This window comes from Shewanella litorisediminis (genome assembly GCF_016834455.1).
Classification (GTDB): Bacteria; Pseudomonadota; Gammaproteobacteria; order Enterobacterales; family Shewanellaceae; genus Shewanella; species Shewanella litorisediminis.
Genome location: NZ_CP069213.1, coordinates 1064234 through 1085286 on the forward strand (window position 1 = coordinate 1064234; position 21053 = coordinate 1085286).

At 56.5% G+C, this 21053-nt stretch carries 14 protein-coding genes; 2 read left to right on the top strand and 12 right to left on the bottom strand.

What is annotated here, in order from left to right:
• Positions 1–28: 28 nt before the first annotated feature.
• Entirely contained in the window at positions 29–2953 is a 2925-nt protein-coding gene (gene torS, locus JQC75_RS04715; RefSeq protein ID WP_203326315.1) for a TMAO reductase system sensor histidine kinase/response regulator TorS, read from the top strand.
• A 140-nt stretch (positions 2954–3093) separates the two neighbouring features.
• Here the strand turns inward: torS and torD are convergent, their stop codons facing one another.
• The 10 genes from torD to JQC75_RS04765 form a co-directional block, all read right to left on the bottom strand.
• Entirely contained in the window at positions 3094–3786 is a 693-nt protein-coding gene (gene torD, locus JQC75_RS04720) for a molecular chaperone TorD (RefSeq protein WP_203326316.1), read from the bottom strand.
• Between the two features lie 68 nt (positions 3787–3854).
• Positions 3855–6344: a trimethylamine-N-oxide reductase TorA gene (torA, locus tag JQC75_RS04725; protein WP_203326317.1), complete on the bottom strand. Its 2490-nt coding sequence runs from the start codon at positions 6342–6344 to the stop codon at positions 3855–3857.
• Between the two features lie 14 nt (positions 6345–6358).
• Entirely contained in the window at positions 6359–7534 is a 1176-nt protein-coding gene (gene torC, locus JQC75_RS04730; RefSeq protein ID WP_203326318.1) for a pentaheme c-type cytochrome TorC, read from the bottom strand.
• An 18-nt stretch (positions 7535–7552) separates the two neighbouring features.
• Positions 7553–7717, bottom strand: a complete 165-nt coding sequence (locus JQC75_RS04735) for a periplasmic nitrate reductase, NapE protein (protein WP_203326319.1) — start codon at positions 7715–7717, stop codon at positions 7553–7555.
• A 111-nt stretch (positions 7718–7828) separates the two neighbouring features.
• The gene (locus JQC75_RS04740) at positions 7829–8251 is read right to left on the bottom strand and encodes a CBS domain-containing protein (RefSeq protein ID WP_203326320.1); all 423 of its coding nucleotides are present in this window, start codon (positions 8249–8251) and stop codon (positions 7829–7831) included.
• A gap of 36 nt (positions 8252–8287) precedes the next feature.
• Positions 8288–10048 carry a bifunctional ornithine lipid synthase OlsF gene (olsF, locus tag JQC75_RS04745; RefSeq protein WP_203326321.1) on the bottom strand — a complete coding sequence of 587 codons (1761 nt, stop codon included), beginning with the start codon at positions 10046–10048 and terminating at the stop codon, positions 8288–8290.
• Between the two features lie 13 nt (positions 10049–10061).
• Positions 10062–10910 carry a UDP-2,3-diacylglucosamine diphosphatase gene (locus JQC75_RS04750; RefSeq protein WP_203326322.1) on the bottom strand — a complete coding sequence of 283 codons (849 nt, stop codon included), beginning with the start codon at positions 10908–10910 and terminating at the stop codon, positions 10062–10064.
• An 85-nt stretch (positions 10911–10995) separates the two neighbouring features.
• A complete protein-coding gene (locus JQC75_RS04755; RefSeq protein ID WP_203326323.1) occupies positions 10996–14754 on the bottom strand; it encodes a two-component regulator propeller domain-containing protein in 3759 nt (1252 codons plus the stop codon).
• A 116-nt stretch (positions 14755–14870) separates the two neighbouring features.
• Positions 14871–16229, bottom strand: coding sequence for a YjiH family protein (locus tag JQC75_RS04760; protein ID WP_203326324.1), 1359 nt, complete (start codon positions 16227–16229; stop codon positions 14871–14873).
• 381 nt (positions 16230–16610) lie between these two features.
• Entirely contained in the window at positions 16611–18164 is a 1554-nt protein-coding gene (locus JQC75_RS04765; protein ID WP_203326325.1) for a methyl-accepting chemotaxis protein, read from the bottom strand.
• 316 nt (positions 18165–18480) lie between these two features.
• Here JQC75_RS04765 and JQC75_RS04770 point away from each other — a divergent pair, with 316 nt between their 5' ends.
• Complete coding sequence (locus tag JQC75_RS04770; RefSeq protein WP_203326326.1) at positions 18481–19185, top strand: DUF998 domain-containing protein; 705 nt, start codon at positions 18481–18483, stop codon at positions 19183–19185.
• Here JQC75_RS04770 and JQC75_RS04775 read toward each other — a convergent pair.
• Both JQC75_RS04775 and ubiU read right to left on the bottom strand, forming a co-directional pair.
• Positions 19169–20005, bottom strand: coding sequence for a U32 family peptidase (locus JQC75_RS04775; RefSeq protein WP_203326327.1), 837 nt, complete (start codon positions 20003–20005; stop codon positions 19169–19171). The genes JQC75_RS04770 and JQC75_RS04775 overlap by 17 nt on opposite strands.
• An 11-nt stretch (positions 20006–20016) precedes the next feature.
• Complete coding sequence (ubiU, locus tag JQC75_RS04780) at positions 20017–21018, bottom strand: ubiquinone anaerobic biosynthesis protein UbiU (protein WP_203326328.1); 1002 nt, start codon at positions 21016–21018, stop codon at positions 20017–20019.
• Positions 21019–21053 lie beyond the last annotated feature (35 nt).

A 21053-nucleotide genomic window follows, 5' to 3' on the forward strand; every position in this document is an offset into this window, starting at 1 on the left:
CCGAAGTGTATCAGCTATAGGTGAGCCTGTGACCCCTCCTTCATTGTCCTTCTCCAGTCTGTCCGGACGCCTCATTCTGGCCTTTGTGCTGCTCTGCGCCTTGTTGCTGTTGCTGGTGAGTTTGGGCTCTGTAAGCCTGCAATGGGTCAGGCAGGCCGATCACATGCTTTACGAGCGCTCTTTACCTGCCTCTGATGCGGCACGGGAGCTGGTGCAGTCTGCTGCGGCGCTCACTGAAAACACCCAGCTGCTTGCCAGGGTCAGTGAGGAAAATCAGCGGGAGCTGATTGGCCGCAAGCTTTCCATCGAAACCGCGAATCTGCTCAGCGCCGCCGAAAAGCTGCGAAGCCTCGGGGTGGATGCTGCTGGAGTGGAGGCTTCCAATTCTTTGGGACGTGACTCAGCTGAAATAGTTTCGGCCCTTGCTGAGCTTGGCAATCGGGTAGGGCGCAAGCTGTCGCTTTTGAATACGCTGAGCGAACAGGCCAGCAGCCTTGCCATTGCCAGCGCCAACGCCCGGGAACTGGTGCAGGCCGAGCTTGCGGTAGTGGACGCTGCCATTCTGGCAAAACTCAGTCAGGCCTATCCGCAGCAGGCAGGGCAAGCGCGCAGCGCCCGCTTACTGGATGACATCATAGAAACTGATCTCGACATTCAAAGTCAGCTGCAGCGTGCCTTATCCCTTATTAATCGCATAGCGCTGGTGGCGGAGCTTGCCGATGAAGGCTCTGAGTCGGGCCTGCCCCTTGGCGATATTCTGGGTGAGGGGGCAACTGATGGCGCGGTGGAAAACGGCCTCTGGCCACTTAAGCGGGTAAGCCAGCTGGTGCGCGACCCGGTGCGCCGCGCCTCTTTGGAGGAAGAATCCCGCCGCCTGCTGGGCGTGGGTGAGATGCTGAAACTCAGAGCTGATTTTTTAACGGCCAGCCGCGCGTCTAACTCATTGCAACAACTGCTGCAGGATAAGCTGTTTGGTCTAAGTCAGCGGCTTGACCGGGCGCTGCAAACCCAGGGTGCCAAGGCGCTCGAAGCCCGTAAAGACTATCTGCGTCAGCTCTCCTGGGCGGGGGTGGGACTTTGGGGCACTGGCTTTGCCATGTTACTGATTATCCTGCTTGTATCTTACCGGGTGATTTACAAGGGCATCGCGGTGCGCCTTGGTGAAGCCACCGCCGCCATGCATAGCCTGGCGAGGGGCAATACCGACATCAGCCTCGACTCCCATGGCGATGATGAACTCACCGCCATGGCAGAAGCCATCGAGGCCTTTAAAGCCAAAACTATCCGTAATCAGGAGCTTTCCGACGAGCTCAAACAGAGTGCCCGTGAACTTGCCAGTCACAAGGCGGCGCTGGAAGTCAAAGTGATAGAGCGTACCGCCGAGCTTGCCAGTGCGCGTGAAACAGCAGAAAACGCAAACCAGGCCAAGAGCCGATTCCTGGCCACCATGAGCCATGAAATTCGCACTCCGCTCAATGGCTTGATGGGTACATTGGAGCTGCTGGACAAGGATAAAAACCTCAGTGAAGCGCAGCATCAGTTGTTGGGGTTGTCGCGCTACAGTGCCGTGCTGTTGCAAACCCTGCTGTCGGATATTCTTGATTTCTCACGGCTCGAAAAAGGTCAGCTCAAGGCCCAGCCTGCGCCGGTGGATTTGCCACGGCTGCTGGATGAGGTGATGAGCCTGATGTTGGCCGGCGCCAGTCTTGCCGGGCTCAGGCTCGAGCTGCTGGCGCCTGACGTGCCGCAATATGTGAGTCTCGATGGCCCAAAACTCAGGCAAGTGCTGCTCAATCTGCTTGGCAATGCCATCAAATTCACCCAGCGCGGCTCTGTGGTGTTGGAGGTCGGCGCACAGGGGGCGAGACTTCATTTCAGTGTGACCGATACCGGCGTTGGCATGGATGAGGCGACCCGGCAGCGGCTCTTTATCCCTTATGAAACCGGTGATGTGCAGGGGAGGGCCCGAGGCACAGGGCTTGGGCTTGCCATCAGCCGCGAACTGGTGTGCCTGATGGATGCTGCTGACGAAGCGTGTGGCACTTGGGACGAGGGCGGTATTCGGGTGGAAAGCCAGCAAGGCGTTGGCAGTTGCTTCAGTTTCAGTCTGCCAGTGGTTCACTGCAATGCCCCGGCCGAGGCGGCGGTGCAGTCCTTTGTCGCCGCGCCGCCCAGGCGGGTGCTGCTGGTGGAAGACAATCAGGTCAATGCGCTGGTGGCCCGTGGGTATCTCGCCACCCTTGGCCACGATGCCTCCTGGGCGAGGGACTTGGCCGAGGCGCAGCATCTGCTTGCATCAGAGCAATTCGATGCCCTGATGCTGGATATGCAGCTCCCCGACGGTGATGGTCAGAGCCTGTTGCCCTTGCTGCCCGCCGGTATACTGCTCGCGGCCTTTACCGCTCAGGTGGATTCCGATGCGGTGGCAGGCTATCAGGAGGCAGGCATAGAGACTGTGCTTGCCAAGCCCCTGAGCCTGGCGGCCCTCGGCCATTGGCTGGGAGATGCCTCGCTGCCCCAAGCGCCACTGATGCAAGCGCCACTGACACAAGCGCCACCCATCAGCACGGCACATACCTCGGGGCGTGCTTTTGAGGCATTCAGCTGCGACTTATTGAATACCGAGCAGCTTAAGCTCGATTTGGATATTCTCGGGCGCGAAACCCTGGATGAGATGGCGCAGCAGTTTCGCTCTTCAAGTGAAGAGCAATTTGCGGCCTTTGAACGGGACGTGACCTTGGATGTGTGCCAAACACGCCTGCACAGCTTAAAGGGTGCCAGTGCCAGCATGGGATTGGCTGCGCTGGCCACCGCGGCGGCCGAATTGGAAAGGGCGCTGCAGCGCGGTGAGATAACGGAAAGTGAGTGGCAACAAAAACGCCTGCCAGAGCTCAGGGAGCTGTGGCAGGCGTCGTTGTCGGCGCTGGCGGATTGGTTCAACGCCAATGATTGATTAAGCCCAATGATTGAATAAGCCCAATGATTGATTAAGCCCAATTGATGAGCTGGCTCAATGCTAATGGGCTGACTTGGTAAGAGGCTGACTTGGTAAGCGGGTCAGCCCTCTTGTCACCTCTCTGCCGCTCCTTTCTGTTAGGCCAGTAAAAGCTCAGCATCCAGCCTTGCCCAGGCGAGGGTAAAGTCGCCAAGGGCACTGTAGAGTGGGCTTACAAGCTTAAGCTTGCCAAGCCTTGCGTTAAACTCAGGCAGCCAGCTTAAAATGGCGCTTTCAAGAAACGCCCGCTGGCTATCAAGGCTTGCTGAGGCGCACAGGTGCGCCATCAGCGCAAGGATCACCGCCAGGTGATCGCTTGGCTCGCGAAAATCATCCGCAAGCCCAAGGCCCGCCGAGCGCAGATAATCACTCATCAGCTGATGCTTTTCGCCGTAGAGGCTGCGCTCGGTTTTATCTTTGGCGGCTTTATCCTGGGTGGCTATCTCATTCCCCGCTGCTTCGCCAGCATCACCAAGATACAGGCTCGCGTAAGGCGCGGCGCAGTGCTCGGCATTTTGCAAAAAGGCGCTGCAAAAATCGGCGGCAAGCTCGAAACGGGCGGCCGCCCTGACTTGTGGGCCGCCTGCTCTTGCATCATGTTGAGCGGCGGCAATCAAGGCAGCCCGGATTTGTGCGGCCGCCGCCTGAAGCTCGGCTTCCCCGGCAAATGCCTGCCACAGTTCGGCGGCGGCAAGCTCCTTGATGCGCTCAGCGCTTAACTCTTTGGCAAAGAGTGAGCTTAGAAGCTGCCACACCGAGGCGCGGACGGCATTCATGTCGCGAGCGGCCATAACGTCGCCTGTTTCTGCAAAAGAAGTTTCTGCAATCGACGTTTCTGCAATCGGAGAGTGAGACGTTGTCATGACAGAGTTACCTCCACAGGGCCTGTGAATGAGCTGACCTCGGGCACCTTGCCCTCAAACTTCTCAAAGTCCACCAGACAGGTGTAGGCCGCACAGGCCTGTGCCAGTTTGGAAGTGCCAATGTCCATGGTCAGGGTGTTTGGGTCACCGTAGGAGCACAATGCGCCGATTTCGCTGCCGCCTTCTTTGCTGCCATCCTTGCCCACGGGGCCATACCAGGCGCCTTCGTGGATACGGATAACGCCTTTGGGGAAGCGTTTGGAAATCACCGCACCGGCGAGCAGCTGCCCGCGGTCGTTGAATACCCGCACTATATCGCCGTCTTTTACGCCGCGGGCTTTGGCATCCTCGGGGCTGATGTACACGGGCTCACGGCCCTTGACTGTGTAAGTGGCGCGGTACTCTTCGCTTTCGCACATCTGTGAGTGCAGGCGCTGATCCGGGTGGCAGGATTGCAGCCACAGCGGGTGCTTGTCGCTGCCGGGGCCACCGTGGCTGCGCTCCTTTTTCTCCATCCACATGGGGTGGCCGGGGCAGTCATCGTAGTTAAAGGCGGCAATCTTGCGGCTGAAAATTTCAATCAGGCCCGATGGGGTGCCCAGCGGATTGATTTCCGGGTCGGCACGGAAATCCGCATGGCGGGTCCACTCTTCACCTTCACCGAAGTGCACATAACCTTCTTTCCAGAAGGTAGCGAAATCCGGCATCGGGTACTTGGCCTTGTTGGCCTCACGGCACTCGTTGTACAGGTGCTCAATCCACTGCATTTCGTTCATGCCGCGGGTGTATTCCTGCTCGCGGCCAAGGATGGCGGCAAAACGGGTGAAGATTTCAAAATCAGACAAACTGTCGAACAGTGGCTCCACCATCTTATGCATCGCCAGAATGCCGCGGTTGGCGTAGCTGCCGTATACGTCGATATCGTTTCGCTCAAGGGTGGTGCAGGCGGGCAGCACTATATCGCTGAAGCGGGCGGTGGCGGTCCAGTTCACATCGATGGTGACCACGGCTTCCAGTTTCTGGAAGGCCTGCTTCATGCGGTTTCTGTCCTGGTGGTGGTTCCAGGGGTTGTTGCCGGAGAACACCATCATCTTGATGTCGGGGTAAGTCACCCGGCTGCCGTTGGCGTCGATGGTTTTGCCGGGCTCGAGAATAGCATCCACCCAGCGTGCCACCGGAATGGTGCTGCTGGCGCCCTTGAAGTCGTTGCTGTCAAAGAGCGGCTTTTTGCCTTCATCGAGGTTACGGGGGAAGGCGCCGGGAGCCGCCGCCGAGGTGGCGGGCACGCCGATGCTGGAGTAGTGGTGACCATAGCTGATGCCGCCGCCGGGCAGGCCAATCTGCCCAATCATGGTGGCCAGCACCGCCGCCATCCAGTAAGGCTGCTCGCCGTGCTGCTGACGCTGGATACACCAGCCCATCATGATTTGGGTGCGGTCTTTCACCATCACCCTGGCGAGGTCTCGAATGGTCGTGGCGCTCACACCGCAGATGGCCTCGGCCCACTCCGGCGTTTTGGGGGTGTTGTCGGCTTTGCCAAGCAGATAAGGCAAAAAGTCTTCAAAGCCCAGGCTGTAGCTCTTCACAAACTCGGCATCGTACAGCTTTTGCTGATACAGCTCATAGGCGATGGCGAGCATCATGGCGACGTCGGTCTGGGGGTTGATGTACAGGCGCTCGCAGCCAAGGTAAGCCTGGGTCTTGGTTTCAACAGGGTCGATGCTGATGACCCTGATTTCCCCCTTGGCCACTTTCGCTTTGAGCTCGGCAAGATACGCATAAGACTCGTGGGTCTCGGCGTTCCAGCCCACCTGCAGGTTTTTCACCGGATCGTTTGACCACAAAATCAGGGTCTTGGTGTTTTTAAGGATAAGCGGCCAGGAGGTACCCTGGGCATACACCTCGGTGGAACCCAGCACATAGGGCAGAATGGTTTGGCCCGCGCCGGTGGAATAGTCGCCCACCTTTTTGACGAAGTTGCCGTGCATACTCACCGCGCGCTGCATATGGCTGGTGGAGGAGTGCAGCTGGCCTGTTGCACGCCAGCCGGTTTGGCCGGCATGCAGGCCGCTTGGACCATACTTGGTCTGGATTTCGTCCAGCGACGCTTTAAAGAGCTGAAGCGCTTCATCCCAGGTCACCCGCACAAAGCGGAAGTCGCCCCGCTCGGCGGTATTGCTCTTGTGGCCGTTCTTGTAAAAGTCGAGCCTGACCATGGGGTAGCGAATACGGGATGGGTTGTACACCAGCCCCTTGATGCCCTTAATCATATCCGTTGGATACTGGTCGAGCTCGAAGGGTTTGACCTCGGCAATCACGCCATTTTTGCGGCGAATTTTAAAGGCGCCAAAGTGACTGCCGGTGGTGAGCCACTCGTCACGGCCGCGGGGGGCGGCCAGTGCGCTTAATGGGCTAAGCAGGCTGGTGCCACCGATGGCCATGCAGGAGGCTGACATCAGGCCTTTCAAAAAATCACGTCTTTTCATCTGATTGTCTCCCCTTAGTGGGCATCTTTGTTAAAGGTGGCTGAGTGTTCCTGCAGGTACTTCTGTACCAGCGCCTGGGTGTCCTGATCCATGTTGACGAAGGCCAACATGCCCTGGAACATGCCCGGCCAGGTGTTGGCATCGAAGTGCGCTTCCTCAGGCTGGGTGTGGCATACGCTGCAGCTGCTGCTGTAGGTGGTTTTGGCGTAGCTCCACAGCGGGGCAATGTCGCCAAGCAGGTAATCGGCATCGGTCCAGATGTCGGCTTCAATCCGCTCCCACATGAGGCCCGTCATGGGGTCCTGTTTTTCTTCGAAGGTGCGGATAAGGTCCGGGGTTTTGGCGGCATCCAGCGACAGTTGGGCCGAGAGGATGTTGACCCCGAAGTTGAAGTAAATCACCCGGCCTGCACCCACGCGCTTACGCCAGCCTTCGATGGCCACCTTGACGCGCTTGCCGCTCGTTTCCAGTACCTTGACCTTGGTGGCTACGTTCAGGGTGCCGGCTTCTTCGGCGGTGGTGGCATCGAGATACAAGGGCTTGGTCAGGGCGCTGAAGTAACTTTCGCCCACGCTTGGGGTTACGCCGCTGCCGACTTCGGCAATCAGCTCAGGGGCGCGGGCGGTGCCCATGTCCGGCAACTTGTGGGCAATGCCCTTGTGGCAATCGATACAGGACTGGTCGATTTCGGCGGCGCGTTTCATCTGCTTTTGCGCCAGTGGTGACATGGTGTCCCACTTCATCGAGTTGTAATCGTGACAGTTTTTGCAGGCGAGGCTGTTATCGCGATCGAAGCGTTTCCACTCGCGGCTCGCCATCTCGAGACGCTTTGCCTCAAACTTTTCGTCGGTGTTGACGGTCTGGAACAGCCAGCCCCATACATCATGGGAGGCTTCCATCTTACGGGCGATTTTACGGCTCCAGTCGTGGGGCACGTGGCAGTCGGGACAGGTGGCACGCACGCCGGAGTGATTTGACCAATGCACAGTCTGTTGCAGCTCCTGATAGGGCTTGCTTTCCATACTGTGGCAGCTGATACAAAACTCTTCGGTGTTGGTGGCTTCCAGCGCCGTGTTAAAGCCGCCCCAGAAAATAATGCCCATCACAAAGGCGCTGATGGCAATAAAGCCCAGACTCAGGCTGAGTGCGGGCTTACCGAGGGTTTGCCAGAGAGAAGAGAACCATTTCATATGCAATATCCTCGAAAATCAGTGGGGTGCAACGCCGGTGACGGCCTGGTAAACCCAGAGCGCCAAACCGTAGAGGCTGATAAAGGTGACGGTAAGTGCTGGAAAAAGCAGAAAAACAATAAAGCCTAAGCCCTTAAGCTCCCGGCTTCTGTTCTCCTTGGGGGATTGAGTGGGGTGTGACATGGACGCATCTCCGTTTTTTTGATGCGTCCACTATAAAAAAAGGTTGTGAATGGCCTTGCGGGCGGGCGTGAATGGCTTTTGATAAATTATGTAAAAATATGAACAGAAGCGTCAGGGGCGGTGGCCAAGGTGGCTGTAGGCCCTGAGCAAGTCCTTCCAGGTGATGATGCCTACAAGCTTGCCGTCTTCCAGCACCGGCAGCGATCCTATGCCGTACTCGAGCATCAGATAACTGGCGTCATCCAATGATTTATGGGGCGCTATGGTCACAGGTTCGCGGGTCATCACCTGATGCACACGCTTGAGCAGCGTTTCCTGATCGCGATTGGTCTCACCGATGGCGCCAATGTGGGGGCTGATGGCGCGCAGCAGATCCCGCTCCGACAACATGCCGCTGAGGCTGCCATCTTCATCCACTACAGGCAGGTGATGAAAACTCGCCTGATCAAAGATTTCCTTCACCAGTTGCAGCCTGTCATCCATTTCTACCGTGACCACCCGGGTGATCATGATATCGGCAATCAAGAGTTCCATTTTCTGCCCCAGAGAAACTGTGTTTCTCTATGTATATCAGACTCCTTCGTCCTCTGCGAGCACCGGCTGGGCATTTTCTGGCCTATGCACGCCCAAATATCGCTCGCGTTTTTTGTCTTTGAGATGGGTCAGATCCACTGTCACCAGCCCATCGACGCAGTGGCCGAACTCCGGGTCAACGCTGAATGCAGCAAAGGAGACGCCGCCTTCATGGCACAGCTCCGTGTACTGCTTGTAGAGCGTTGGCACAGCTACGCCCATGCCAGACAGCGTGTGTTTAAGGCGTTTAAAGGCGTCCTCCATGGAAAGCCCCAGATACAGCGCGTCCAGCTCGCGCCGGCGCTCATCAGACAATCTGAATGCCTGTTTCGGGGCCGCCAGCGGTGCTTTGGTGCCGTAATAACGGCCGTAAAAATCCACCAACATCTCTCTGGCTGCCAGGGGGAGCTGGCCGCTGATGGAAACCGGGCCAAACAGATAGCGATACTGGGGATTGCGGGCGAGGAAGGCGCCAATACCAAACCAGAGATAATCCAGACTGCGTTTGCCCCAGTATCTTGGCTGCACGAAACTGCGGCCAAGCTCCAGTCCTTCGGCAAAGCAGGGGGCGAAGGCGTCGGCATAATCAAACAGGCTTTGGCTGTAAAGACTGTTGGCGCCAAGCTCCTGATGCAGCTTGCTGGCACTGGCAAAGCGGTAAGCCCCCACCACCTCCAGTGCTTCCCTGTCCCAAAGCACCAGATGCAGGTAGTGGCTGTCGAAGGCATCTATATCACGGCGCTTACCTGTACCTTCGCCCACGGCCCGGAAGGCCTGCTCCCGCAAACGGCCAATCTCGCGCATGATGGGGTTGGAGCCCTGATGCCGGTAAAGGTAAATGGCTTTGCCGTCCTGGGTATCCCCCAGATGTTCGCAGGCGCCCAGGGCCACTTTCAGCTCTGCGCGGCACTCTGGCCGGGCAATGGGGCTCTGGGTCTTGAACAGCGGCGGGCGGTTCTTGCCGATGCGATACAGGTGGTTTTTCAGCAGGGTGACCTTGGTTTTGAGGTCAAAGTCCTTTGCCTTGAGGGCGTCCAGGGCGATGAGTTCACCAATGCGTATGGGCATGGTTCGCTGTTTCTGACGGAACATTTCCTTCACCAGCAGCAGGGTTGAGAGGGGTTTGTAGATCATGGAGGTGCCGTAGAAGGTGGCCGAGTTGCGGGCGTCGGCAAACATGGGCAGCAGCGGTGCATCACAGGCCTGGGCGATTTTCAGAAAACCGGTTTGCCACTGGGTGTCCCTGACGCCATTGGGGCGAAGCCGGGACACTTCTCCTGCCGGGAAGATAAGCAGGGCGCCGTCGTTTTGCAGATGGCGATGAATGGCTTCCAGATGCTGTTTGGGTGTGCCACCGCCCATGTTGCGCACCGGCAACAGAATGGAATGGAGGGGCTCGATGGCCATCAGGATTTCGTTGGCCACCACCTTGATGTCGGGGCGAATTTCACCAACAAGCTTTATCATCGCCAGCGCATCCAACGAGCCGATGGGATGATTGGCAAAAATCACCACCCGGCCTTTGGCCGGAATATTATCCAGGTCGCTGTCGGGAACCGTAAAGCTGAAGTTGAGGGTTTCCAGCACAGCGCCGGCAAAATCGACGCCCTGCAGAAAGGCGAATTCGGCGGCAATGCGGTTACATTCTTCTTCGTGGAGTAAAAAACGCAGGGCAGCCGACACAGGGCGTTTCAGCCAGCGGCTTGCCGAGATCCCGGGCAGGCGGGTGTCTATCAGGTTATCTACGGTAAAAATCATCTTGTATCCTGTCTCAGGCAACCCTGATTTGGGCCTTGCGTGTGTTGTTGAGCAGCACTTCCTGCTCCAGCTCCAGCCGGTGCTCGGCGTGGTTCCACCTGAGCAGCTGGAAGTTTCCCTGGGGTGTCTCGGCAATCAGGGTGGTGTTTTCTACCCAGTCGCCCGTGTTGGCATAAATCAATGAATCCTGCTCTATGAGTGCAGGCTGGTGGATATGGCCACAGACAAGCATGTCTGCCCCCTGGCGGGCACAGTGTTTGAGGGCTACCTCACGGTACTTGCTGATGGCGGCCTGTGCCTTGCTGACCCTGGCCTTGATGTAACCGGCCAGCGACCAGTAGGGATAGCCCAGCACTTTCCGGCAGCGGTGCAGTGCCCGGTTGAGCCACAGCAGCAGGTCATAGAGGTTGTCGCCCAGGCGCACATGGAAACGACCGATGGCAATTTCGGGGTCAAAGTCGTCACCGTGAATGGTCAGTACGTCGAGTCCGGTGCGGCTGTGGTGCCTGTGGCTGCGCTCTATATGTATGCCGCGGAAACTGATGCCGTGAAAACGGCGAAACCACTCATCGTGATTCCCGGGCACATAGACTATGTCGGTACCTTGCTCTGCCAGCGACAGCAGCAGCTCCAGCAGTTGCCTGTGGCTTTGGGGCCAGTAACTGCGGCGCTTGAGGGCCCAGAGATCGACGATATCGCCGGCGAGTATCAGTTTGTCGTAATGGTAGGATGAAAGCAGGCTCTGAAGGGGACCTGCCTGGCAATCCGGCGTACCCAGATGTACATCCGAAATCCACAGGCAACGAAAGTGTCCCAGTGCGCCACGGCGCTGCGCGGAAGAAGCGGCTTTATTGGTGTCCATATCGGCTCCAAACCCTTGGGATGACTACAGCCTAAGGAAGGGGTTTGACCGATAAATGACAGCCCTGTGACTTTCTGATGACAGCTCAGTGGGGAAGTGGCAGTTCCATACTTTTGGGCAGGCGAATGATGAAATGGGCCCCCTGATTGGGAGCCGTAATCAGCTCAATATCGCCTTCCAGCACCTGATGCACCAGGTTATAAACGATATTCATACCAAGGCCGCTGCCGCCCTTGCCACGCTTGGTGGTGAAAAAAGGCGTGAAGATATTGTCCTGGATCTCCTGACTCATGCCACAGCCATCGTCACGGTAGTCCAGCACTATGCCCTCTGGGGTGCGCTTGATGGTGAGCTGTAGGGTGCCGCTGCGGCCATCCGGGTAGGCGTGAATAATGGAGTTATTAAACAAGTTGCTGATAATCTGGTAAAAAATGCCGGGGTTGCTGTTAATCAATAGCTTGGGGTCGCACTCGTAGCTGTATTTGTGGGGAGTGCGCGACAGCAAGGGATTAAGTGAGAGAAAAATCTCATCCACGTATTGGCTTAAGTCGAACTCCCGCAGCTCTTCGTGGGACTGGTCAACCGACACCTTTTTGAAGCTGCTGATGAGTTTGGCCGCCCGTTCAAGGTTGGTCAGCATCAACTTGCAGCAGTCGTTCACTTCGCTTTGGTACAGCACAAAGTCATCTTCGTCCACTTCGCCTTTTTCAAAGGCGGCGGTAAATCCTTTCACCCTGTCCTGAAGGTGAGAGGCTGCGGTCACCGAAATCCCGATGGGGGTGTTTACTTCGTGGGTGATACTGGCCACCAAGCCGCCGAGGGTGGCCATTTTTTCTTTATCCAGTAACTCGTCACGGGTCTGGCGAAGCTCCTCGAGCAGGGTATTGAGTTCTTCATTTTTGGCCTGCAGCTCCTGAGTCCTCACTGTGACCCTTTGCTCCAGCTCGGCATTGAGCTGTCGCAGGGCTTCTTCGGCTTCTTTGAGGCGCTGAATGTTTTTGATGGTACCCATGATGCGCTCTGGGCGGCCGGTTGCATCCCGGGAAATGACCTTGCCATGGTTCAGCACCCACAGCCACTGGTCTGCACCTGTGCGGCCGCGGTAGCTCACCTCAAACTCGTCCGCGCCTTGGTAGAGACAATCATCCATCACCTCTCTGGCTTTTGCGACATCATCGGGGTGAATGACTGCCAGCAGGGTATTGGCCAGATTTTGTTCCTGGGCTGGGTAGCTCAGATAGGTATTGGAGCGGGTAAGACGTTGGGCAGCAATTTCCCAGTCCCAGAACTCATCACCACTGCTGTAGAGCGCCTGCTGTAAACGCTGTTCACTGAGGGCAATCTTGTCCATAAGAGCCATTTTGGCGCGGTATTTGGACAACTTCATGTACAGCAACAGCCCCAAAATACCCGTGGCCATGAGTAAATACAGGCCATAGGCCCACCAGGTTTGCCATGGCGCGGCTTCGATATGGATACGCATGGCGGTGATGGGACTCTGGGCGCCGTCGATGTTCCTGGCCCTGACTTCAAACTGGTACAGTCCTGGACTGAGGCCGGTAAAGGTGGCCTGTTGCAGATTGCTGTCATTAAACCAGTTGTCATCCAACCCAAGCATGCGGTACTCGTAGCTCAGTTGGTGGGCATCTGTGAGGGCCGCCGATTGATAGCCAAGGGCAAACAGGCTATCTGTGTGACTGATGCTCAGCGAGGTCCGCTCGCCCGTGTTGACTGAGGAGGGGGGGAGTTTGGCCGGCTGGTTCATTAGCATCAGGCTCTGAATTGTCGGCGCCCGCGGTGGGGTTCGCCTTGGCAGGTCCTCCGGATGTATATGGTTGAAGCCGTTAATTCCGCCAAGAAACAGGCTGTTGTCCCGGTCAAGAAAGGCGGCGCCAAAGTTAAATTCGTTATCCTGCAGGCCATCCTCTTTGGTAAAGCTGCGAATGTTGCCGGTGCGGGTATCAATTACACTCAGTCCGCTTGCGGTACCGGCCCAAAGCCTGTGGTTATTATCCAGTATCATCAGATAGACCACATCGCCTATCAAACCTCTGGATTTGTCGATTCTGTCTACGGCCATGGTTTGGGTATTAAGGGAAAATACCCCGTTGTCCGATGCCAGCCATAGCTTGCCATCGTCCTCCATATAGATGGAAAACAAGTGGTTACTGGGTAAAGCAGGGGTTGAATCCGTATTAAAGTGCCGGTATTGGCCCTGGGTATCGAGCATGGCGAGGCCGCCGCCATACGTGGCAATCCACAGGGTACCGTCTTTGCTTTGGGCCATACCGGTCACCTGATCTTCCGGCAGGATATTGGTGTTGCTCCTGTCGATGGCGCTAAACCGACCAGTATCCATCTCCATGCGTGCCACGCCGCCGTCCAGGGTGGTTATCCAAAATTGCCGGTCAGCATCGCGAAACAGGCTGTACAGGGTATTGCTTGGCAGGCTGGCGCTGTTGCCGGGCTCATGACGAAATTGCCGGAAACTCTGCCTGTCCTCACTGACTATCACCAGGCCAAGGCCGCGGGTGCCAATCCACAGCCTGCCCCCGTCATCTTCGCTGATAAAGCTGATAAAGGCGTGCGTCAGCTCAGGCAGCGGCAAGGCATGGGGGAGAAAGCCCTGTATTTCACCCTCGGCAGACTCATTTGCCCGAAGCAGACCGCCGGTTGAACCCACCCAAAGTTGCCCCTGACTGTCGCGGAAAAAACTGCGGATGTCGGTGTTTTGCAGATTAGCTTTATCAAAGCTCTGGCCATGAATGTGCCTTAATTGCCTTGATGGCAACGACAAACGGGCAATACCGGCACTGCGGGTGCCAATCCACAATTGCTGCTCCTCATCCAACCAAAGCCGGGTGAGGGTTTGGTTACTCAGGCTGCGATAATCGCTGGGGGAATGCTCATAGCGCAGCAGTCGCCCTGTGCCTGTCTCCAGCTCAGCGAGGCCAGCGCCTGCGGTGGAAATCCACAGGTGCCCCAGATCCTCTGGCGCGGCAGAAGCCGTGGTGCTTGCCAGTGCGGCGCCGTGACGATGATCGCTGTGACTGCGGACATCGAACAGGAGGTCGGCAATGGCGACCCGGGTGATGTCCGCTGGAAAGAGACTGCTGTAATCCTCAAGCAAATCTTCTTGCGGCCGGTAACGCAAGAGCGCCATGTCGTCGGTGCCAAGCCAGAGGTTCCCCGCGGGGTCGGTTGCCATGGCGGAAACCGATAATCCCCTGAGCCTATCCGGACTTGTGGACACTCCATCCTTCGTCAGGTGAGAGACGCCGCCAAGCATGGCCAGCCAAAATCCACCCCGGCCATCGGCCGTAATACCCAGCACATTGCTGCGGCCCTGGATGCTGTGTGTCTTAACCACCCGGCCTGCGCTTGGCGAAAACTCCAGCACCCCCTGTTTGTCCGTTGCCAGCCAAAGATTGCCCGATGGGTCTTCGCTGATGCCGGTGAAACGGACATTGGGGATCCCGGCCTCGGTGCCAAACACGGTAAACGTGTCTGTGAGAGGGGCATAAAGATTCACCCCGGCATTTTCGGTTAAAAGCCAAAGTTCGCCTTTGGCAGAGAGATGTAAAAAGGAAATGTCGTTTGCAGAAGGCCCGTTCGGTGCATCGCTCTGGGTATAAATCTTAAAGTGTTTTCCGTCGTATCTGTTGAGCCCGGCTTGGGTGGCTATCCACAGATACCCCCGGGAGTCTGTGACCAAATCATTGACGGTATTCATGGATAAGCCGTGCTCGGCTTCGAGGGTTTGAAAGGCGGGTTTATAGCCGAATGCACCGGCGCAAAGCAGTGAACCACAGAGGAGAATCAGAGAGGAAAGAATCAGCTTCACTTACAAAACCCTTTGATTAAGTAGTTAAAGTGTAGAAGCTGAAGACAAAGTTGCGAGCCGGAAAATAAAAACCGGCGCCAGGCGCCGGTTTGTCATGTTCATGTTCAGGTTCAGGCTCAGAATATCAGGTGAGCCACACCGGCGATAACCGGCAGGGTGACCAGGGTACGCAGAACAAAAATCACGAAAAGCTCCGGCAGATTGACCGGAATACGTGAACCAATCAGCAGTGCTCCGACTTCGCTCATGTAAATCAGCTGGGTAACAGACAGGGCCGCAATGACAAAGCGGGTCATATCCGATTCGATGCTGGCTGCCAGAATCGATGGGATAAACATGTCGGCAAAACCCACGACGATGGTCTTGGAGGCGGCGGTGGCTTCCGGAATTTGCAGCAGCTCAAGCAGTGGAATAAAAGGCATGCCGAGGTAGTCGAAAATCGGTGTGTATTCGGCAATCATCAGTGCCACTGTGCCTATGGCCATCACGACAGGCAAAATCCCCAGTACCATGTCGGCGACGTTTTTCAGGCCTTCGGTGATGGTTTCTTTAACACCGCCGCTGGCGGCTGCCTTGGCGAGCGCCATGTCGTAGCCCCAGGAAAACACACTGTGACCGGCGGGCACCACTTCATCGTCCGGATGTCTTGGGGTGCCATCGATGTAGTTGTCTTTTTTCCAGCAAAGCGGTGGCAGTTTCGGCACCACAATGGCGGCCACAATACCGGCCAGACACACGGTCAGGTAGAAGGGCACAAACAGGGCCTCAAGCTTCACCTGGGAGATCACCACCAGAGAAAAGGTAATGGATACCGCCGAGAAGGTAGTGCCAATCACCGCCGCTTCGCGGGCAGTATAAAAACGGCCTTCGTACTGTTTGCTGGTGAGCAGAATACCCACACTGCCGTCACCCAGCCAGGAGGCCATACAATCGATGGCACAGCGACCGGGCAGATTGAACACAGGGCGCATAATTTTGGTCAGCAGGGCACCAAAGAGTTCCAGCAAACCAAAATTCAGCAGCAGTGGCAGCAGCATACCGGCAAAAATAAACACGCTGAGCAGTACCGGCAGCAGGTCATTCAGCACCAGGCCGCCTGTGTTACCTGACGTAATGGCTTCAGGACCCACACCGGCAAAGGTCATCAGAATAAAGGCCGCGCCAAGTATACGGATGAAAAACCACATGGGGCTGACATTAAACAGCACATTCAAAAAGCCGTTTTCGGTAATGAATTTGGGCTTTGCCACCTTGGTGATGAGAGACACCAGGGTGGTCAGAACCACCACTGCCGTCACTATGGCCGTCGCCATATCACTCAGTGCATGTTGCAGTGCTTTTGAAATGATAGCGATGGGGATGGTGATGGCATCCTGATAACTGACGGGCGTCATAAACAGCAGAAGCCCTATCAGGGAGGGGACGATAAAGGTCAGTATCGTCTTGATGTTGTGATTTTGTTTTTCTGAAGCCACTGTCTTGGCACCTTAAGCTGTTGCGAATAAAACTCTGTTCCCCACATTCCGTGGTCGAGTCGCAGTTTAACTGTTGTGTGGCCAGTGCATGTCCATGCAGGCCGGAATTCGGCGAGGGGCAAGATTACTCTCTAAGACCTGCGCTGTAAAACGATTCACCGCCGATATTGTTCAAGTTTGAGCTTGAGCATAGTTATTGAGGGCGAATGACTGGATATAGCTTACTCTGGAGTATTGGAAACATCACGCACTAAATCGATAATAATCAGCGTGTTGTAAATGTGTTGGCGAAGTGTTTATTGTGGGTTTCACAAAAAAGAGCAGACGGGTTGCGTCTGCTCTTGGGAGGCAGGATGAGCCACAAGTGCTGTGGCTCATGCCTTAGTGACCAAAGGTTTGGCGAAGGCTGCTGGCCTTATCGGCACTGGATTGCAGCTCCAGTGTTGCCTTGCCCACCAGGGCCATGGCGGCGAGGTTTTCATTGGCGCCGTGGGCGATTCGTTGCAGGTTTTTATTCATATCTGCCACCACAGAGCCCTGCTGGGCCGAGGCCACCGCATTTTGTTCCGCAAAGTCGTGGATTTGGCTTATCTGCACATGAATATCCTGAATATCATCAACGCTTTCGGCAATGGCTGCAGCACAGGCTTCGGCTTCTGCCTGGCTGCGTGCCATCTCCTCGGCCCAGTTCCCCAGCATGTTGAACATCTGCTCAACACTGCGTGAAATGCTCATGGTCGATTGCTGGGTGCGGGAAGACAAGGCCCGCACTTCATCGGCGACGACCGCAAAACCGCGGCCCTGTTCACCGGCTCTGGCCGCCTCAATGGCCGCATTCAGTGCGAGTAAATTGGTTTGCTCGGCGATGGCATCGATTTCAGACATGGCACTGGCGACCTTTTCGGCTTCACGATTCAAGCGCTCGGCATTGCTGGCCGCCTCTGCCACGGCATCGGCGAGGCTTGCGATCCGGACGCGCTTTTCCGACATGGCATCGGCATTGCGTTGGCAAAGCTGCTGTGCATCGCGAATTTTTTCTGAGGTCTGGCGACTGTTGAGGGCCACTTCACCTATGGTGGCGGTCATTTCTTCCATGGCACAGGCCAATTGTTCAAGTTGCTTTTGCTGCATATCGAGGCTGGCCTCGGTTTGACCGCTGGCGACCACCAGGTTTTCGGCGATGTGCTGCAGTTGCAGCGCCTGATCCTGACTGCGGCCAAGCACGCCCTGCATGCGGGCCTGTTGCAGCAATAATTGAAAGTCCAGAATCGATGAGGTGTCATAGCCGCAGTACACGTGGCGGCTGACTGAGTCGAACTCCTGTTGCAGTGCCATCAGGCGGGCAGGGATGCGAAAGGCCTCATCGTAGAAAATGGCAAGATTAATCCCCATCAGCAGTGCGCCGGCCACCATCACGCCGGGGCCCCACAGCAATCCACACATACCTAAGCCCGTGGTGGCAACCAGGGCGGAAATAATGCGTTTTTGCCCGAGGGAAAGCTGGCGGGGCAGGCCCTTTCCCTGTTGCAGCCTCTGGTAGAGACGGGTAGCGCGACTGACCCATGTGGCTTGTGGCATGCGGCGCACCGATTGATAGCCGACGATTTTGCCCGCTTCAAAGATGGGTGACACAAAGGCATCCACCCAATAAAAGCTGCCATCTTTGGCGCGGTTTTTCACCAGTCCCCGCCAGGACTGCCCGGCTTTGAGTTTGCTCCAGAGTTCGGCAAAGGCGTCTGCCGGCATATCCGGGTGGCGCACAATATTGTGGGAGTGGCCCACGAGTTCCTGATCGGTGTAACCGCTTATCTGAACAAAGCGGGGATTGACGTAGGTGATGACACCACGCAAATCCGTGGTGGAAATCAGCTCGTCATCCTGTCTGAGGCGAACTTCACGTTGGTTGATGGGGCGATGTTTTGACATATTCGACATAGGTACGGCCGTCGGCTTTGGAGGTTATTATGGTTTGGTAAAAGGCGACCAATGTAACATAAGTAACCCATAATTTGATCAGGGTTTTACTCCGATTTAGCTATAAGTATTAGTCACTTGTTGTTGCTTGATGTCGGCGCCTTGGCTGGCATGAAACTGGACGCAGGAGGATGTGTTTCACGTTCTCCTGACATGCAGACTGAAACACCGATGTGAGATAGCTAAAAAAATGTCATACGGTTAGCTGTAAAGGCCGGTTTTTATCTGTATGGTAAACAAAGTGATTTTTACATTATGACCAGGGATTGGAGACAAGGTGCCCGAGAGTTTTACCGATACCCCGAGGGGATCAGGCAGCAAGTGTCATAAGATTTTCCGGCTCGCCAGGCAGATGTTTGCCGTTGGGGGGCTGGTGCTGTGCGCTTGTTTGCTCGGGGGCGCGTTGGGGTTCAGTTCGGCAGATAATCCGCGGATGTTCAGCCCCTTCAATCATAACCTTTCAGAGCTTGGCACCTATGGGCTGTCACCCCTGGCGGTGCTTGCCAATGGCGGTGTCTTCTTTGGCGGCTTGCTGCTGAGTCTGGGCTGTTTGCAAGGCATGCGCACCCAGACCGGGGGGAGCGTACTGGTATGGCTGTTGTTGGCGCTCACCTGGTTGTCTCTGGCCATGACGGGACTCTTTCCATCGAACGTGTACCATCTGCATACCCTGGCCCTGAAGTGGTTTTTCATCCTGGGTCTGGCTGCTTGTCTGGGTTATTGCCTCTACCTTGCGCTGCGTCAGGCGCCGGTAAGAGGGCTTTGGTCTCTGGGGATTTGTTTGCTGGCGCTGCTGGCAAACAGCGCTTTCTTGCTGTTGCCTAGCCTGACGCTGGAGAGCCTGCCTATCAGCAGGCCCTTTTATGAAGAAGTCTATTCACCCTATCCACGGCCGACGCTGTGGTGGCCTGCCACACTGCAATGGTTAAGCTTGCTGACCATGCTGCTGTGGCAAGCCGAGCTCTTCAGACGGCCTGATTAAAACCCGCTTCCCCGAACCAGTAACCGTTGCACTCAGTACCAGAGAGTGACGCTGTGGTATCCAGTGTTGGCAATGACATGCTGCTTGGGGAAATCCTGAACCAATCCACGCCCATCGCGGCCATATTGTGCCATTCGCTGGCCAGATTCACGCAGGCTGCAGATTGGGTTTGGATGCCGTTGAGCCTCAGCAGTGGCTGAGACTCCTGGGTTTGCACCAGGAGCCCCTTGCTGTGGCTCTTGCAGATTATCTGACAGCCATCTTTGGCAAGCCCATGGTGACGTGCGGTAAAGCAGCGCGCCGAGTGGGCAAGCGGTATATGGCCATGGCCCAGCACTTCCACCTCGGGCCGCGATGGACCCAGCTGGCGCAATACCTCGGCCAGCCAATCCCGGGAAAGCTCCACCGGCATGACGAAACGCTGCATTCCCCACTCGGCCAGTTTGCGGATGCTGGCGGCGTTATAGAGGTTGATATGGGGGCCACAGACGAAAGGCACAGAGGCCTCGCGGGCATGGTGCACCGCGGCCATGTCGTTGGCTTCAATGATAAACTCACCGTTGCTGACCAGCTTTTTCAGCTCGGTCAATTCACCAGCGGCTTCAATCAATGCCAGGCTGGTGAGAACCACCTCTTTACCGGCATGGCGAAGTTCGCGCGCCAATTCCAGATAGTCGCCGGTTTTCAGCTCGCGCCTGCGACTGCAGACGGCCTCACCCAGATACACCAACTCGATATCGCTTTGGGCTACTGCCCGGTAAAACTCAAATACCCTGGCTTTTTCCCAGCAGTAGAGCAGGGGACCCAGACTGGTTTTCATGTGCTTGCTCCTTACTGCCAGCGGCGCTCGTAGGCGCCAAGGGTGGTGATTTGGCCTTCCGATAACTTACCCAATGCCCTGTCCCAATCGGCCTGAACCTGATACTGGCCGGGATTGCGCTTAAAGGTATCGATGGCGGCGCGCCACACCCGGGTGACCTGCTCCACATAGGCCGGACTGCGTTGGCGTCCTTCGATTTTGAGTGATACCACGCCGGCGCGTGCCAGTTCCGGTAACAGACTCAGGGTATTGAGGCTGGTGGGAGATTCCAGAAGATAGTCGGGAGTATCGCTGTCTTCGGCGATAAAGCGCCCCTTGCACACTACCGGATAGCCCATCTGCTCGTGTTGGGAGGCCTTATCAATCAGGACTTCATTGAGGCGTGTCAGGCTCTGATTGCCCTCTTGCTGCCAGCGAACGTGTTTGGCAGGCGAGCAGGAGCCGCCGGTATTGGGCGACTGACCCGTGACATAAGACGACAGATGGCAGCGTCCTTCGGCCATGATACACAGGCTGCCAAAGGCAAAGACTTCCAAATCCACCGGCGTGTCAGCGGCCAGATCCCGCACCTGTTTCATCGACAACACCCGAGGCAGTACCACACGTTCGATATTAAAGGCATCTTTATAGAGGGTAAGCGTCCCCAGATTAGTGGCGCTGGCCTGTACCGACAGATGCAGTGGCAGTTCGGGATAGCGGCTGTGGGCATAATCCAGCAGCGAAATATCGGCCACAATCAGCGCATCGGCCTTCAGGCGTGCCGCCAAATCCACCGCCTGATACCAACGCTGTTCTTCGCCCGGTTTGGGAAAGGTATTCAGGGTGAGGTAGAGCTTTTTCCCAGCCGCTGCGGTGAGCCGTCTGGCCTCGGTTAATTGTTCAGGGGTAAAGTTCAGCCCGGCGAAGGAGCGGGCATTGGTATCATCTTTCAGCCCCAGGTAAATCGCATCGGCCCCGGCATTGAGGGCGACCTTGAGCGCGGCCAGATTGCCGGCCGGACACAACAACTCCATAGTGTGACACTCTTCAAATATCCAAAAACGCCCGC